Below are 16149 nucleotides of genomic sequence, written 5' to 3'. Positions count from 1 at the left end.
ACAAAACTGATGCTTATGACATTAATACAAAAAGCCACCGTAAAAGGCGGCTTTAGTGTCGTCCTTGGAGAAAGAGCACGAACTAACGTAGTGAGCTAACTTGTTGCTCACGCTGTTGCAACTCTGCAATGTTGAACTGACGTACATCCAATGTCGCTAAGTCATTGCATTCAATACACGCGCAATGACTTTTGCCGTCAACGTATTCATGTTTGGTTAGCATGCTTGGTTTTTTGCACCAATCGCATACACCTTCAATTGTAAACATAGATTTCTCCCCACCTTAATGTACTAGGTGTTATTTTTGGGGCGGATTATGACATGAACTACGATGGGTGGTTAACTATTTGTTACGCGTAATGGGAGGGTGATCGATTGCGTAAGCCCGTAATTAAAGACGTGTCGGAAACTGAGAATTAAACCCCAATGGAAGTGTAACTATTTGTTAACGTGTTTTAGGATGACTTTTAGCGCTTGGTTTAAGCGTTTCATTTCCTCTTCGCTACCTTTTAGATCTGGATGATACACCTTCGACAATTGCTTGTAGCGCAGTTTGATTTGTTTCTCGTCTGGAATTTTGGTTGGGTTAAACCCAAATAGGGTGCAAGCTAAAGCGATGGGCTTGTCCTGCGCAGAAACCGGCTGCTTGGCGCTTTGTTTAGGTTGGGCTTGTAGCTTTTTAATATGCCGATACATCGCTTCCATTTGACGTTTTTGCTGTTTTAGGGTGTCATTTTTACGTCGCAGCTCTCTATCAAGTTTGAGTTGCTGCCTCTGGGCGTCTGAATCAGAGGTGCTATTCAGTGCTCTTAAAGTGCGATTGGATCGAAGCAGCCAAAATATGATGGCACTAGAAAGAACGATGATGGCCAACAAAGCGTATAAAGACGTATTTTTCGTTTGTTCATGGTGAGCCAGTGACTTGGCTTTGGGGCTTAACTCGATATCTTGGTGATCAAAGGCGACTTCTAACTGATCGATAGCGGCAACTTGCTTGGCTCTACGATTATTAAACTGTTGCTCGAGTACGCGAGCATAATCTTTTTCTGCTTGTGGGTTTTCTTTCGCCGCTTGCTCGTACCAAAGTTCGGCTAGATCGAGATTATCGGGTTGTTCTGTGGTTTGTTCGTACAGCTGGCCCAGTAGCAATGGGGCTTGCTTATCACCAGATATTGCTGCTTTGCTAAGCCAAAATATCGCGTTTTCGATGTCTATTTTTGTGCCTAGTCCTTTATAGTATGCTCGGCCTAGGTTTCCAGCTGCCGCATCACTCCCGTTGTCCGCAGCTTGCTGATACCAATAGAATGCCTCGGAATCTGACTGTTCAATACCTTGTCCTTTTGAGTATCGTTCGGCAAGCTCTAGTTGGGCATGGACATTATTGTTTCGGGCACTCTGGGTAAGCTCTTCTACTGTTTGAGCAAAACTTATCGAAGAATACGCAAGGAGTAGAAGGGGTAAGATTCGCAAATCAGCCTCTAGTTACTAAGGTAAAATGGTTGTATTTGCTAAGTATATCAATTGACCAGAAAAAATAGACAATTATTGTCGTAATTCCGCATGCCAAATAAAAAATGGCTTCCGTTGAAGCCATTTCTAGTAGAGGAGTCAATGTCCTATTTGAGGGGCAATATCTGAATTTCTACTCGTCGGTTACAAGCTCGTCCTTCGGAAGTGCTATTGCTACATAAAGGGTAGCGTTCACCATTGCCGCGAGCGACGGCGCGACCAGTTGCTACACCTTGTGAAATTAGGTATGAGCGCACCGATTCTGCACGGCGTTCTGACAAGATCTGGTTTGTGGTATCACTACCAGTGCTATCGGTATGACCATCAATCACAAGGCTAGTTTCTGGGTACTCAATCAATATACGTGCGACGCCGCGAAGGGTTTTATGAATGCTTGGATCAAGCTGATATGAGCTGGTCTGAAAACCGATGCCATTTTCTAGTCTTAGTAGCAGTTGATTCTCACCCACGCGTTCGACTTGCACACCAGAATCTAAAAGCTCTTTACGCAGTGCCGCTTCTTGTTGATCAAAGTAGTAACCAATACCACCACCAACCGCAGCACCACCCGCAGCGCCAATTAAAGCGTGCTGTCGACGCTCTTTTGCATCATCACCTGTTGCCAGTCCAACCGCTGCGCCAGCGATGGCACCGATGAGTGCACCTTGCGCTGTTGAATTGGTCTCGGTTTCACCAGTTGTTGCGTTTTGGCGTTGAGTGGCTTGGCAGCCTGAAAGGGCAATTGCGATGGCTAAAGCAGCCGTAATCATTTTCACAATAACATCTCCGTGTATCATTATTATTTGCCAGAGAAGAGAGTCTGGTCGTTGAATGCCATGAATAAAACCCATGGCATTCGTTATGTCAACGCAGAAAAGATTAATTGACTGAATATTAACGGTGGGTGAACAAAGCTTGCTCTATCTGAGCATTTTTGGTGCTTGAGCACCGTTGATTGGACGGTTGACAGAAACAGTGCGACCCTTTTTCAGACCGACTTCATAATCTTCGGTTAGGTTCTTCATTGCTTCTCTTAGTTGCTGCTTAAATGTTTCACGGTCGATATTTTGAAACTCTTTATCGATGTAATCATCGATCTTTTTTGCCGACTCTTCATCAGGGCTGATGATAGGTAGTTTCTCTAATGCCCCTTCAACCCAGCCAGATAAGAAAGAGTTAACACGACGAGTCACTTCAGCCGTTGGTGTGCCAGAGCCCGCAAAACCATTGCGAAAGCGGCCCGTTTGCTCGTTCATTTCTCGGTAAACAATATCAAAGGCAAACGCGGCAAAGATTGCTCGGTCGGCTTCGCCGATGAACTCAACTCGTTTTAAGCCTTTATGGTTTAGCAAAACGGCTTCGACTCCAAACTTGGTATTAATACCACGGATGATTCTTAAGATGTTTGAGCCAACATTGGCTGGTAGTAGATGCGTCGACTGGGTTTTGCCCATCTTGATAAACTCGATATCGTCTTTATCGAGGCCGTACTTCAGCATCAAGCGGTGCGCCATCTTGATTGCATTCGCCGCTTCGTTGACGTTAGCAGAGTTACCAAGCTCTAAACATTTGGCAATTTTCTTGAGGGCTTTTTGTTTATCCATCGACCGCATCAAATCTCACTAATTTAGCAAAGTCGGACATTTTACCGCTTTCAGGCTCAAAACGGAAATGAGTTGTAGTTATAAGCTGAGAATTCAAGATATTGAGAATTGACAATTGACAATTGAGAATTGAGAATGCCACCGAGTGTTCGATGACATTCTTATTGAAGTGAAAAGTTATTCGCTAAGTTAGATGCCTAGTTCGTCGAGTAGGTCGTTAGCGTTGCTGTCTTGTTTCTCTTCTTTTTTGTCGGTCTTTGCTTTCATCTTTTGTTGAGCTTGCTCCAAGATATCATCCGGGCATTCATCTTCAGTTGCTTCAAATTCTTCTAGCTGAATAAATTCGGTTTTATCCATTGCTAACTCTAGATAAAAAATGTTGCCTTGCTCTGTAGAGAAGGTTACACGACGCGCCTGAGGACGATCTAGGTTGGTGTCGACAGACAGGTTTACCTGCTTGTTCAAAGAAAGCATCTTTGGTTGGTTCTGGGTAATGTGAGTTTGAAGGTCTTTACGTACTTGGTTGGTGAAGTGACCAACCAATTGGTTCATCAGTTCGCCGAGCACATCTGCCACTTCGTCTGATGTATGCAAAACAGCAAGCTCTTCTTCAGGCATACCCATATTGCGCATGTAGTTGGTGTAGACCTCTAGGGCGGCTTTAGAGGTGAAGTTGATAACGACTAAGCCCGAAAATCCTCCATCAAATAGTACGAAACAACCAAAGTCAGGCTTTAAGCTTGTTTTGGTAATCTTTTGTACCATTGCTGAGTACGAAACTTGCGAGCTAGTTGCAGAGGTTAAAACGCCAGAAACGGACTGGCACAATTTCAAAAGAATATCTTCTGTTGTGATGACTTTATTTTTTTTCATTGATGATTCGCTCATAAGAGACACTTAAATTTAATCCAATTTCTTTAAGTGTGGGAAAAAAATGCGATAAGTTCCATTCTGACACTGCATTTCTGTTTTGATCACCCTTTTAAATGTTGTAAAGTGACCTGACTCAAATAATAGTTTTTAAACTGAAGCAAACCCACTGCTGATTGGATCAGCGTCGTAGGGGGCAGGAAGCAAATGTTACCAAGATTACATTCACAATCGGATGTGGATCCGATCGTACTCACCTTTCTCGAACAACTTAAAGCCGCTGGGTTTAGTGGTGACATCGAAAGCCAGTTTTCTAGTCGCTTAGCTGTCTCCACCGATAACAGCGTTTACCAACAGTTACCTCAAGCAGTTGTGCATCCTAAAACTACCGAAGATGTTTCACTTATAGGTAAGCTTAGTACTCAATCTCAGTTTGAACGAATCAAGTTTTCACCGCGTGGTGGTGGTACAGGCACAAACGGCCAGTCTTTAACGAAGGGCATCGTGGTTGATTTGTCTCGTCATATGAACAAGGTTCTAGAGATTAACGAGAAAGAAGGCTGGGTTAGAGTCCAAACGGGCATTATTAAAGACCAGCTCAATGATGCGGTTAGGCCATTCGGTTATTTCTTCTCGCCAGACTTGTCGACTAGTAACCGTGCGACGTTAGGCGGTATGATCAACACCGATGCCTCTGGTCAAGGGTCTCTTAAGTATGGCAAAACGTCTGATCATGTTCTTTCTCTTCAAGCGGTATTTGCCGATGGCTCATGTTTAGAATCTGACTTATCCAGTGGAATGCCTCTGGAAGGGGAGAACGCTTTTGAAGCTTTCCACGTCACCGAAAAGGTTTGCCGAGAAAAGCGTCCTCAGATTGATGAAAAATTTCCGCCGTTAAACCGCTTTTTAACCGGTTATGACTTAAAGAATGCGTTGGATACCCATGCAGATAAGTTTGATTTAACGCGCGTACTTTGTGGTGCGGAAGGCTCTCTTGCTTTTATTACTGAAGCCAAACTTAATCTGACTCCAATTCCGAAAGCACGTACCTTGGTCAACGTTAAGTACAATAGCTTTGACTCTGCTCTACGTAATGCCCCCTTTATGGTTGAGGCAAATGCGTTGTCTGTTGAAACCGTCGACTCGCGAGTGCTTAATTTAGCCAAGCAAGACATTGTTTGGCATACAGTCAGTGATCTATTAACCGATGTTCCCGGCAAAGATATGCAAGGGATCAATATGGTTGAATTTGCCGGTCAAGATGTTCAGGAAGTTGAACAACAGGTTAAAGCACTGACAGATCGCCTTGAAACTATGCTTGAAAGCAGCGAAGCAGGTATTATTGGTTATCAAGTATGTAGTGATATTGCTAGTATTGGCCGTATCTACAACATGCGTAAAAAAGCAGTGGGTTTACTGGGTGCCGCCAAAGGACGCGCAAAACCTGTGGCGTTTGCAGAAGATACCTGTGTTCCACCAGAAAACCTCGCTGATTTTATTGTTGAGTTCCGCGAGCTTCTTGATGCTAAATCTCTCAATTACGGTATGTTTGGTCACGTCGATGCAGGTGTCCTTCATGTTCGACCTGCACTTGATCTGTGCGATCCAAAGCAAGAAAGCCTGATGCACGAAATCTCCGATGAGGTGGTTAAGCTGGTGGCGAAATACGGTGGCTTGATGTGGGGTGAGCACGGTAAGGGATATCGTTCCGAATACGGTCCTGAGTTTTTTGGTGAAGAGTTGTTTACCGAGCTACGCCGAGTGAAAGCGGCGTTTGATCCTCATAACAAGATGAATCCGGGTAAGATCTGTACGCCGCTAGAAAGTACCGAAGCGCTGGTGAAAGTCACCGATACTAAGCGCGGATACTTTGACCGTCAGATCGATGTTCAAGTGCGCGACAGCTTTAAGCAAGCGATGGAGTGTAACGGCAACGGCTTGTGCTTTAACTACGACACGTCATCACCAATGTGCCCTTCAATGAAGGTGACAGCAGACCGCAGGCATTCTCCAAAAGGCCGGGCTGGTTTAGTTCGAGAATGGTTACGTCAGTTAACAGAGCAGGAGATCGATATCCTTGACCTAGAAAAGCAGGTGCTTGAAGGAAGCGCTTCAATCAAAACCATGATTGATCGAGTGCGCAACAACATAAACAAGCGACATGAGTATGACTTCTCTCATGAAGTCTATGAAGCGATGAACGGTTGTTTAGCCTGCAAAGCGTGTGCAAGTCAGTGTCCAATTAAAGTGGATGTGCCTAGCTTCCGTTCGCGATTTTTAAATATCTATTACTCGCGTTATCAGCGTCCTGCTAAAGATTACTTGGTCGCTAATATAGAGTCTCTGTTGCCTATATTGGCAAAAGCACCCAAATTGGTTAATGGTGCGTTGAAGCAAAGGTTGGTTCAAAATTTAACCGCAAAATCAGTCGGTTACGTGGATTCTCCTTTACTTTCAGTGCCCACGCTCTCTAAAAGACTGTCGTCACTTAAGTCATTTGATCTGCAAGATCTTGCTGCGTTGTCAAAAGAAGACAAAGCCGATCATGTCGTGATTGTTCAAGACCCGTTTACCAGTTACTACGATGCCCAAGTTGTCGAAGATTTTGCCTCTTTGGTTACTAAACTCGGGAAGACGCCCGTATTACTTCCATTTAAACCCAATGGCAAAGCCCAGCACATTAAAGGCTTCTTAAAACAGTTTGCTGTTAATGCGAAAAGTACCGCTGCCTTTTTACAGCAGGTAGCTGATATCGGTATCCCGTTAGTAGGTGTAGACCCTGCATTAGTGCTCTGCTATCGCGATGAATACCAAGAAGTGTTGGGTGATAAGCGCGGTGATTTCCAAGTCCTCACTGTTCATGAATGGCTTGGACCTAAGTTGAGTGAATTGGATAAACAGCCACCAAATGGTCAAGAGCCTTGGTATCTATTTGCTCATTGTACCGAAAAAACCAAGATGCCAAATGCCGAGAAAGAGTGGGGGGCGATATTTGCTCACTTTGGCGCAAGGCTAGATACGGTACCTGTGGGTTGTTGTGGTATGGCAGGAACTTTCGGTCATGAAGTCGATAAGCTGCAAATGTCGAAAGATATATATGGCCTTAGCTGGAAGCCTAGTTTACAAGACTTGCCCAAAGAGCGTTGCTTGATTACTGGTTACTCATGCCGAAGCCAAGTAAAGCGCTTTGAAGAGGTCAAAGTGAAACACCCACTGCAAGCTTTGCTGCAGATAGTCTAAAGTTAATAGCTCAGTCCAATTGGCTGAGCTATTTTACTTGTAGCGGTACAAATCAAGGAAGACTAATGGATATGCTTGAAAGGAAGATCCCCCCTGTTGCTCTGTTTTTGCTGTTCTTTGTGGTGATTAATCATATCAGTCATGAGTTTCTGGCCTTTAAAGTCGGTTTGCCCTTCAATTCAATTATTTTCGGATTGTGTTTTTTAGCCGCAGGCATTGCGGGATTAGGCGGGGTGTATGAGTTTAAGCGAGCGAAAACCACAGTGAATCCGATCAAGGTAGAAACGGCCTCTTCCGTGGTTGATTCGGGAATCTTTGGCTACAGCCGCAACCCGATGTACCTCGGTTTGTTTCTTCTGCTGTTTGGTTTTGCTTACTGGCAACAAAATTTGGCGGCAATTGTCTTTAGCTATGGTTTTGTCTTGTATATGAATCGTTTTCAAATCCTGCCTGAGGAACGCGCATTAGAAACACTATTTGGCGCCGAGTATTTAGATTACAAACAGCGAGTTAGGCGTTGGATATAATGCCTATACAAACAAAAAGCCCTACTCATTGAGTCAAATGAGTAGGGCTTTAGCTTATATAACGGTGATTAGTTTACAGTTAAGCTAGGTAGAATTGCCTCTGGCATTAGGTGATTGTGCACCGCTAGTTTTAGAAGCGCGTTGGCAGCTTCGATATCGGGTGCGAAGTAGCGGTCTTTATCGTAGAACGATACTTTTTCGCGCAGAATCTGCTTCGCTTCTTCGATACGAGCAGAAGACTTGTTTGGCGCTCTGAAATCTAACCCTTGAGCGGCCGACAAGTACTCGACAGCCAAGATGCCACGGGTGTTCTCTGCCATGTCACGTAAGCGTCGGCCTGCAAAGGTTGCCATCGAAACATGATCTTCTTGGTTTGCTGAGGTAGGTAAGCTATCAACAGAGGCTGGGTGAGCTAGCGTTTTGTTTTCACTTGCCAGTGCAGCAGAAGTCACCTGCGCAATCATAAAGCCAGAGTTTACGCCGCCATTGTCTACTAAGAATGGTGGAAGTTTGCTCAACGCACTATCAATCAGCAGAGCCATGCGACGCTCTGACAAGCTGCCTACTTCTGCAATCGCGAGAGCGAGATTATCTGCAGCCATAGCAACAGGTTCGGCGTGGAAGTTACCTCCCGAGATAATGTCGCCATCTTCCGCAAATACTAGTGGGTTATCAGAAACGGAGTTAGCTTCAACTTGCAAAATATCAGCAGCGTTACGGATCTGCTGCAAGCAAGCGCCCATGACCTGAGGCTGACAACGAAGTGAGTATGGATCTTGAACTTTCTCACAGGCGGTGTGAGACTGGCCAATTTCACTATTCACATCAAGCAGGTGACGATAAGCGGTTGCAGCATCCATCTGGCCTCGATGACCGCGAACGCGATGAATACGTGGGTCAAATGGACGACGACTCCCTAATGCGGCTTCAACCGACATCGCCCCACACACAGCGGCTGAGGCAAATAAGTCTTCTGCTGCGAACAGGCCTTCTAAAGCGAAAGCAGTGGATGCTTGAGTACCATTGAGAAGGGCTAGACCCTCCTTAGGAGCAAGTGTGATAGGCTCTAATCCTGCAATTTTAAGCGCTTCAATACCTGAGATAATTTTACCATTGTGACGAGCTTGCCCCTCACCAAGCAACACCGTGCTCATATGGGCGAGTGGCGCCAAGTCACCTGAAGCACCGACTGAGCCTTTTTGTGGCACACAAGGGTAAACTTGTGAGTTAACTAAGTCGATCAATGCTTGGATGACTTTCAAACGGATACCTGAGTAACCGCGAGACAAGCTATTGATTTTCAACACCATCATCAGTCTGACGGTTTCATCAGACATAAACTTGCCGATGCCTGCTGCATGAGAAAGGACGATACTCTTTTGCAGTGTTTCCAAATCTTCTGGTGCAATGCGAGTGTTTGCCAACAAACCAAAACCCGTATTAATGCCGTAGACAGTGCGATCTTCAGCAATCACTTGCTCTACGACTTGAGTACTCTCCTCAATCGCCGGAAATGCTTCTGGGTCTAACGCTAGATTGATCGGTGAGCGACTCACTTGGCGCAGTACAGGAAGGCTAAGCTGCCCCGGTTGTAAGGTTAAGTTTAACATCTTCATAATCCTTATTTCAGCTTACGCAGTTCTTCGTTGAGCATTGGCAGGTCAAGTTTCTGTTCAGAGGCACACTGTTTAGCAATGTCGTAGCCTGCATCAGCATGGCGCATAACACCAGTGGCAGGGTCATTGTGCAGAACACGTGCAATGCGTTCAGATGCATCTTGGCTGCCATCACAACAGATCACCATACCAGAGTGCTGAGAGAAGCCCATACCCACACCGCCACCGTGGTGCAGTGATACCCAGGTGGCACCGCCTGCCGTGTTTAGCAGAGCATTCAGTAGCGGCCAGTCAGATACTGCATCAGAGCCATCCATCATGCCTTCGGTTTCACGGTTAGGGCTGGCGACAGAGCCTGAATCTAGGTGGTCACGGCCAATGACAACTGGCGCTTTTAGCTCACCGTTTTTCACCATCTCATTGAATGCTTGGCCTAGACGCTCACGATCTTTCAGGCCAACCCAGCAAATACGTGCAGGAAGCCCTTGGAACTGAATACGCTCACGTGCCATATCAAGCCAGTTGTGTAGATGCGGGTTATCTGGAATTAGCTCTTTTACTTTTTGGTCTGTCTTGTAAATATCTTCAGGATCACCAGACAGTGCTGCCCAGCGGAACGGACCAATACCTTCGCAGAACAACGGGCGGATATATGCCGGCACGAAACCTGGGAAGTCAAATGCGTTTTCCACGCCTTTCTCTAAAGCCATTTGGCGAATGTTATTACCATAATCTAGAGTTGCTGCACCACGGTTTTGCAGAGTCAACATAGCTTTAACTTGAATAGCCATCGATTCTTTCGCTGCGTCGACAACCATTGCTTCGTCTTTGAGGCGCAATTCTGCGGCATGCTCCATAGACCAACCGATAGGTAAGTAGCCGTTTAGTGGGTCGTGCGCAGAGGTTTGATCCGTGACGACATCTGGTGTGATATTGCGTTCTACTAATTCTGGGAATACATCTGCTGCGTTGCCTAGTAGACCAACAGATACTGGTGTTTCTGATTCATAAATGATCGCTAGTGCTTCGTCTAGACTTGTGGCTTTTTTATCGACATAACCTGTGCGCAAACGGTAATCGATACGCGACTCATCACACTCTACAGCGATCATTGAGAAACCCGCCATAGTTGCAGCTAGAGGCTGAGCGCCACCCATGCCACCAAGACCCCCAGTTAACACCCAGCGACCTTTTGCTTCGCCGTCGAAGTGCTTCTTAGCAACAGAAACAAAGGTCTCGTAAGTACCTTGAACAATGCCCTGAGAGCCAATGTAGATCCAACTGCCTGCCGTCATCTGGCCGTACATCATCAAACCTTCTTTGTCGAGCTGATTAAAGTGCTCCCAGTTTGCCCAGTGAGGAACGAGGTTCGAGTTGGCAATTAAAACTCGTGGTGCGTTCTTGTGAGTTGGGAAAACACCGACAGGTTTACCAGACTGCACAAGTAGGGTTTGGTCATCTTCCAATCTTTCTAAGACTTCAATGATTTTGTCATAGCACTCCCAATCACGTGCTGCGCGACCAATACCACCATACACAACCAAAGCGTGAGGATGTTCTGCAACATCAGGATCTAGGTTGTTCATCAGCATACGAAGTGGTGCTTCTGTGAGCCAAGATTTTGCTCTCAATTCCGAGCCGTGTGGGGCGCGAATAGTTCTACTTGTATCGAGGCGCATCTCTTCAACTTGGCGCTGTGTCATGGTAAGACTCCTTTTGGTTCACGTTATCCAGACAAACGCGGGGCTAGGGCGCTTTCTAGCACCCACAATTGCCACCGTTTCTGGTTAGTTATTTTTCGGAGAAAGCGTTCGCAATATCCCAACAAAGTCGAGCGGCCAAACGAGCGGTCTGGCTGTCAACGTCATAAGTAGGGTTGTATTCTGCGATATCTGCAATCACCAGTTTTTGTTTGTAATGTAAGATTCTGTCGATAAAAGGAGCAAGCATATCCATACTGACTCCTCTCGCGGCCGGAGCACTCACGCCCGGAGCGGTTGCAGCAGGAAATACATCTAAATCAATAGTGAGGTAAATGTAGTCACACCTGTCGATAAAGTGCTGCAATTGTGTAAGGTGGTAAACATGATTTAAGTGCGCTAGGTCTTTGTCTTCAATGTACCAAACACCCAACTCATCTGCGCGCTGGAATAGGGCTTCGGTATTGCTGGCTCGGCTGACACCTAGGCAAGCGTAGTGAAATGGCCAATCTTTCTTCACGCAGTAATGTTGTATTTGGTTGAAGGGTGTGCCAGAGCTAGGTTTTATGTCTGTGTGTTCACATTCAAATGCTCTTAAATCAAAATGAGCATCGAAGTTGATAATACCAATCTTAGGTGGTTTAGCAGGATTGAGGTATTCGAAGTACTCAGCAAGGCCTTGAAACGACGCCCAAGCGACTTCATGACCGCCACCAAGAATGATGACTGGTGTAGATTTTAGTGCGGTAGCAATCACGTCGGCACAGTGTGATTGGCTTTGCTCCAACTGGTCATCGTCGCAAACCACATTACCGAGATCGATCAATGCGCTTTCTCTATGCCATGCCATGTTAGCAAGAGCACGACGAATCAGATCCGGTGCCCTTTTGGCACCAACACGGCCTTTGTTACGAACGACACCAGCATCGCAACAAAAACCAAGTATGCTAACGGCATTACGGTAAGGTTGAAGCTCATCCACTTGAATTTGTTTGATTACATGATGGACACGTTTACCTTGTGATCCATCCTCAGCGTCGTGGCGACCTTGCCAATGAAACTCTTGATTAGTGGTTAAATGATTAGACATGATCGAGCTCTCCAGTAACAAGGCGAGCTGATAAACGAGGCGCACCTTGCAAATAGCTAAACTCGGCTGGGTGAGCCACATCCCATATAGCGAGATCAGCATCAAAACCTGGTTTGATTTGACCTCTGCTTTCACCATAGCCGAGGGCTTGAGCTGCGTGATTGGTTACGCCACGTAAGGTTTCTTCCGGTGTTAAACCAAATAACATGCAACCCATATTCATCATCATAGTCAAATCTGCGAATGGTGACGTGCCAGGGTTCAAATCAGTGGCGATTGCCATCGGTACTTTATGTTTGCGAAGTAAATCTATAGGTGGCAATTGTGTCTCTTTTAGAAAGTAAAATGCACCCGGTAGAAGGGTTGCCACAGTGTTGGATTGAGCCAAAGCTTCAACACCACTCTCGTCTAAAAACTCAATATGATCGGCTGATAAGCCAGAATATTTTGCTGTTAATGCTGCGCCACCAAGGTTTGACAACTGCTCTGTGTGCCCTTTAATTGCGAGTCCATTTTCAATCGCTGCTTGGTACACTTTCTCTGTTTGAGCGAGGTTGAAACCAATCGACTCACAAAAAACGTCTACGCTGGTCGCTAGCTCCTCTTCGGCGGCAGCAGGAATAATTTCCTGACAGATAAAGTCAATATAATCGTCTGCACGCCCCGAGTACTCGGGTGGGAGAGCATGTGCAGCGAGTAAAGTCGTAGAAACACGAATTTTTCTGTGCTCTTCTAACGCTTTTGCTGCTCGAAGCATTTTTAGTTCGTCATTTAGTGTCAACCCATAGCCTGATTTAACCTCAACCGAGGTTACGCCAGATTGAATCAGACCATCTAAACGTGGCAGTGCTAATTCTGTTAACTGTTGTTCACTAGCTTGACGTGTTGCGCGAACAGTAGAAAGAATGCCGCCACCTTGTTTGGCTATCTCCTGATACGGCACACCTTGCAAACGTTTTTCAAATTCGTCAGCACGGCTGCCCGCGAAGACAAGGTGGGTATGGCAATCAATAAAACCGGGTGTGACAAGTTTGCCTTTGCAGTCGAAATAGCGATTAGACGAGGTTGTTTCACGATCTATGGATTCTTGAGTAATTGATTGAATCAGTCCGTTTTTGATGGAAATGTTGCAAAGTGGCGAAATCGCATAGCCACCCACGTCGTGTGTCATCGTGACTAGCTTTGCATTTACCAATACCAAATCGCTCATAAGGCTCAAAATCCGTACTAAAAATTAAATGTATATACAAATATTGATTCAAGTATAGATTTTGATCAAGCGTAATGTTGCGAAAATGTGATCGGTAAAAAGTATGTAATGCTATATCAGAGAAGAACCTTAGAGCTTAATTTGTACCGAGCCCCAGGGTGGTAGAGTAATGCCGTACTGACGAGCTTATCTTCACTCCATGTGCGTCGGTTAAGAAGTAAGCACGGTTCATTGACGCCGATACGAAGTGCCGAGCGAACCGATTCATCAGCGACGATCGCTTCGACGGTATGTTCAATTGCACTTAAAGGGCAGTTTTCTGAAAGATACTGGTTCGGGGTGATTTCTGAAAAGTCTTGATCTAGATAGTTAGGAGCGTAGTTCGCATTGACCCAGCGAATTTCAAGTTGAATCGGCGACTTGTCTTCAAAGTGAATGATTTCACTATAAAAAATAGGGCTACCTAACATGACACCTAACTTCATGGCGACATTATCATCTGCAGATAGCGCTACTTGCGTTACAACTTTACTGCTGTAATCTTTACCCCGTTGTTCGACCTCTTTAGCGATATTTCGAATATCGAGTAGTGGAGATTCTGCTTTATCGTCTGGAGCACAAACGAATGTGCCTAGGCGTGGTCGTCTTACCAGCCTTCCTTCAGAAACCAGATCACGGATCGCTTTATTTACCGTCATCCGACTGACATTAAACTGTTTGGTTAGCTCTAACTCTGTAGTAATTCGGTGACCGATAGGCCAGATCCCTTGCTCGATTTGCTCAGTAATGTAGGTTTTGATTTGCAGGTAGAGAGGCGAATTACTCATAGGGATCTGATTCTTAAATTGACTATACAAATGGTTATACATTTATTATATAAATGCAAGAAATTAAGTGGTAATGAGCTTCAAATTGGAGTATTTCGCACGTTTTCTCTGTGAGTATTCAACAAAGGGCTTGCCAAATACATCGCAGTAAGCAAAATCATCACTGCAATAGAATCATAAGGATAAAGTATGTTTGGAAAGTTAAAAGCTTCATTGGGAATTGGTGCAGCGAAGGTAGATACAGTGCTAGAAAGCTTGTCTGTTTTTCAAGGTGAAACACTAAGAGGCAACGTCCATATTCAAGGTGGTGATGTCGAACAACAGATTGACGCAATTAATCTAAAGTTGTGTACTGAAATGAAGGTTGAGAGCGATGAAAGTACCAGCTACCAAGATTTTGTCTTGGCTAAGCTTGAAGCTGTCCAACCATTTGTTATCCAACCGAATGAAACCAAACAGGTTCCGTTCGAGCTGAGTTTAGATGATGAAACGCCGATTACGGCTCTAAACGCTGCTAAAAATCAGTGCCACGTTTGGTTAGAAACGACGTTAGATATTGATTTCGCCATTGACCCTAAAGATCGAGACTTTGTTGAAGTGAAACCTCTACCTGTGGTCGCTAAGGTATTATCTGCAATTGAACAAGCGGGATTTGGTATGGTGAAAGCTGATGTGGAAAAGGGCTTTCTACGCGGTGGTAACTTTTCTTCTAAGTCGGGGTGTTACCAGGAAATTGAGTTTCGTAACAATGGCTTTGTCAATAAGAAAGAGATTGAGCTTTCGTTTGTGCTTGAAGGGGGATTGGTGCACTGCTTGGCTGAGGTTGATCGTTCGTTGAGTATGCGTGGCGACCAGTACATTTCTTTCTCGCTGAATCAAAATGCTTCAGATACAGAGATTGCTTCAGCGGTCAATCGCATTCTTTCGGTTTAGGCACTGGCGCCAAAACGATAGCGATACGCAACGCCAATAGCGATATCGGTACTATTGTCAGCGTGAAACATGTTTTCGACTAGTGTGATTTCGATGGCGCTGTTTTGTAACGTGTAGCGATAGCCATAGGTAAACTCGGTGGAGGGTTTAGAAAACTCTCCGCCATCATCTATTAGCCCTTGATGTGTCGCCAGTTGAGCGATTAAAGTGTGGTTTTCGAACCACTGGTAACGGTAGCTTAACCCCAGAGTCCAGGTAGTGCTACGATAGGGCATATGTGTAAAGTCGGTGGGCGTATCTCTGATGGTTATTGCAGCCGTCGTATCAAGAGCATGTTTATCTTCAACATAGCCATAATTAATTTGTACACTTTGCTCAAATCTCGAACCGCTAAATAGACCATTACTGGTGTCGTTGTAATAGAGTGAAGCACCAAATGATAGCCCGTGGTGGTCATCGGCAAAAGCTTGATACTGGATATAGCCTGTTAACGCGCTGCTTAACGTCTCTCCCCTAAATCCTTCTTCCTGAACACCATAGCTAGGCATATCGATAACAAACCTATGTCGATCGACATCTTCACGTCCATTTTGGTCAATACCAACGAATTCATGAAACGCCATCGTCGGTTTATCTAGGTGATTGTTGGCTGCGAAATTCCAACGATATTGTAGATCAACTTGCCAACTTGAATCGAGCTGCCATTTACTGCCAATGGCGAGTTGGTTTTGGTAATAATCGAGTTCATAAGTGGCGGTGATCGCCCAGACACTAGCAATGGTACCAGACATGTACACTTCCTGTTCTTCAGGATCTAAAGAGAAGCCAGAACGTAACTGAGGGGAGTGAACATTGGTATGGAGAGGGGATTGAGTATAGCTTTGTAGTGGGCCGTAGCCGTCAGCTGCAAGGGCACAGCGGAGAGGTAGAAATAATACTAAGTAGCTCAATAGCCAAAGCTTTCCTCTCATGGTTGCCCCCAACTTTTTTATTATCTATTTGATAACAATAGTTTAAGAGGAA

14 protein-coding genes are annotated in these 16149 nt (G+C 45.2%); 3 read left to right on the top strand and 11 right to left on the bottom strand.

The genetic code is table 11. From position 1 onward, the window contains the following. Positions 1–82 precede the first annotated feature (82 nt). The 5 genes from APB76_RS20670 to APB76_RS20650 all read right to left on the bottom strand — a co-directional run bounded on the left by APB76_RS20670 (position 83) and on the right by APB76_RS20650 (position 3986). Positions 83–268, bottom strand: coding sequence for a hypothetical protein (locus tag APB76_RS20670; protein ID WP_049843942.1), 186 nt, complete (start codon positions 266–268; stop codon positions 83–85). Between the two features lie 170 nt (positions 269–438). Next, the gene (locus APB76_RS20665; protein ID WP_054962493.1) at positions 439–1470 is read right to left on the bottom strand and encodes an SEL1-like repeat protein; all 1032 of its coding nucleotides are present in this window, start codon (positions 1468–1470) and stop codon (positions 439–441) included. Positions 1471–1616: 146 nt separating this feature from the next. Continuing rightward, positions 1617–2279: an OmpA family protein gene (locus tag APB76_RS20660; protein ID WP_157633231.1), complete on the bottom strand. Its 663-nt coding sequence runs from the start codon at positions 2277–2279 to the stop codon at positions 1617–1619. Positions 2280–2429: 150 nt separating this feature from the next. Continuing rightward, positions 2430–3113: a DUF2786 domain-containing protein gene (locus APB76_RS20655; protein WP_049843944.1), complete on the bottom strand. Its 684-nt coding sequence runs from the start codon at positions 3111–3113 to the stop codon at positions 2430–2432. A gap of 189 nt (positions 3114–3302) precedes the next feature. After that, positions 3303–3986 carry a DUF3334 family protein gene (locus APB76_RS20650; protein WP_049843945.1) on the bottom strand — a complete coding sequence of 228 codons (684 nt, stop codon included), beginning with the start codon at positions 3984–3986 and terminating at the stop codon, positions 3303–3305. Positions 3987–4190: 204 nt separating this feature from the next. Here APB76_RS20650 and ydiJ point away from each other — a divergent pair, with 204 nt between their 5' ends. Then, positions 4191–7223: a D-2-hydroxyglutarate dehydrogenase YdiJ gene (gene ydiJ, locus APB76_RS20645; protein WP_054962491.1), complete on the top strand. Its 3033-nt coding sequence runs from the start codon at positions 4191–4193 to the stop codon at positions 7221–7223. Positions 7224–7288: 65 nt separating this feature from the next. After that, a complete protein-coding gene (locus APB76_RS20640) occupies positions 7289–7750 on the top strand; it encodes a methyltransferase family protein (protein WP_054962490.1) in 462 nt (153 codons plus the stop codon). A gap of 68 nt (positions 7751–7818) precedes the next feature. On the opposite strand, the gene hutH is transcribed toward APB76_RS20640, so the two are convergent. From hutH to hutC, 5 genes are all read right to left on the bottom strand, one after another. Next, complete coding sequence (gene hutH / locus APB76_RS20635) at positions 7819–9360, bottom strand: histidine ammonia-lyase (RefSeq protein WP_054962489.1); 1542 nt, start codon at positions 9358–9360, stop codon at positions 7819–7821. Positions 9361–9371: 11 nt separating this feature from the next. Further along, a complete protein-coding gene (gene hutU / locus APB76_RS20630) occupies positions 9372–11069 on the bottom strand; it encodes a urocanate hydratase (RefSeq protein ID WP_054962488.1) in 1698 nt (565 codons plus the stop codon). Positions 11070–11157: 88 nt separating this feature from the next. Then, on the bottom strand, positions 11158–12156 hold the full coding sequence (gene hutG / locus APB76_RS20625; protein WP_054962487.1) for a formimidoylglutamase: 999 nt from the start codon (positions 12154–12156) through the stop codon (positions 11158–11160). Next, positions 12149–13366, bottom strand: coding sequence for an imidazolonepropionase (hutI, locus tag APB76_RS20620; RefSeq protein ID WP_054962486.1), 1218 nt, complete (start codon positions 13364–13366; stop codon positions 12149–12151). Before hutI ends, hutG begins: the two co-directional genes overlap by 8 nt. 116 nt (positions 13367–13482) lie before the next feature. Beyond that, positions 13483–14193 (bottom strand): histidine utilization repressor, encoded by a 711-nt coding sequence (hutC, locus tag APB76_RS20615; RefSeq protein WP_054962485.1) that lies wholly within the window; start codon positions 14191–14193, stop codon positions 13483–13485. Positions 14194–14382: 189 nt separating this feature from the next. Between hutC and APB76_RS20610 the strand changes: the two genes are divergently transcribed. Next, the gene (locus tag APB76_RS20610; RefSeq protein ID WP_049843953.1) at positions 14383–15126 is read left to right on the top strand and encodes a sporulation protein; all 744 of its coding nucleotides are present in this window, start codon (positions 14383–14385) and stop codon (positions 15124–15126) included. On the opposite strand, the gene APB76_RS20605 is transcribed toward APB76_RS20610, so the two are convergent. Continuing rightward, positions 15123–16097 (bottom strand): DUF3187 family protein, encoded by a 975-nt coding sequence (locus APB76_RS20605; protein ID WP_049843954.1) that lies wholly within the window; start codon positions 16095–16097, stop codon positions 15123–15125. The genes APB76_RS20610 and APB76_RS20605 overlap by 4 nt on opposite strands. Positions 16098–16149 lie beyond the last annotated feature (52 nt).

The organism is Vibrio bivalvicida (assembly GCF_001399455.2).
GTDB lineage: Bacteria > Pseudomonadota > Gammaproteobacteria > Enterobacterales > Vibrionaceae > Vibrio > Vibrio bivalvicida.
Note: the sequence above shows the minus strand (reverse complement) of the source record. Positions and strands in the feature narration are given on the sequence as shown.

What these genes read in the sequence shown, in the direction of transcription:
- APB76_RS20670 (WP_049843942.1), bottom strand. Translation starts at nt 268, where the DNA reads ATGTTTACAATTGAAGGTGTATGCGATTGGTGCAAAAAACCAAGCATG.
- APB76_RS20660 (WP_157633231.1), bottom strand. Translation starts at nt 2,279, where the DNA reads ATGATTACGGCTGCTTTAGCCATCGCAATTGCCCTTTCAGGCTGCCAA.
- APB76_RS20655 (WP_049843944.1), bottom strand. Translation starts at nt 3,113, where the DNA reads ATGGATAAACAAAAAGCCCTCAAGAAAATTGCCAAATGTTTAGAGCTT.
- APB76_RS20650 (WP_049843945.1), bottom strand. Translation starts at nt 3,986, where the DNA reads ATGAAAAAAAATAAAGTCATCACAACAGAAGATATTCTTTTGAAATTG.
- ydiJ (WP_054962491.1), top strand. Translation starts at nt 4,191, where the DNA reads ATGTTACCAAGATTACATTCACAATCGGATGTGGATCCGATCGTACTC.
- APB76_RS20640 (WP_054962490.1), top strand. Translation starts at nt 7,289, where the DNA reads ATGGATATGCTTGAAAGGAAGATCCCCCCTGTTGCTCTGTTTTTGCTG.
- hutH (WP_054962489.1), bottom strand. Translation starts at nt 9,360, where the DNA reads ATGTTAAACTTAACCTTACAACCGGGGCAGCTTAGCCTTCCTGTACTG.
- hutU (WP_054962488.1), bottom strand. Translation starts at nt 11,069, where the DNA reads ATGACACAGCGCCAAGTTGAAGAGATGCGCCTCGATACAAGTAGAACT.
- hutG (WP_054962487.1), bottom strand. Translation starts at nt 12,156, where the DNA reads ATGTCTAATCATTTAACCACTAATCAAGAGTTTCATTGGCAAGGTCGC.
- hutI (WP_054962486.1), bottom strand. Translation starts at nt 13,366, where the DNA reads ATGAGCGATTTGGTATTGGTAAATGCAAAGCTAGTCACGATGACACAC.
- hutC (WP_054962485.1), bottom strand. Translation starts at nt 14,193, where the DNA reads ATGAGTAATTCGCCTCTCTACCTGCAAATCAAAACCTACATTACTGAG.
- APB76_RS20610 (WP_049843953.1), top strand. Translation starts at nt 14,383, where the DNA reads ATGTTTGGAAAGTTAAAAGCTTCATTGGGAATTGGTGCAGCGAAGGTA.
- APB76_RS20605 (WP_049843954.1), bottom strand. Translation starts at nt 16,097, where the DNA reads ATGAGAGGAAAGCTTTGGCTATTGAGCTACTTAGTATTATTTCTACCT.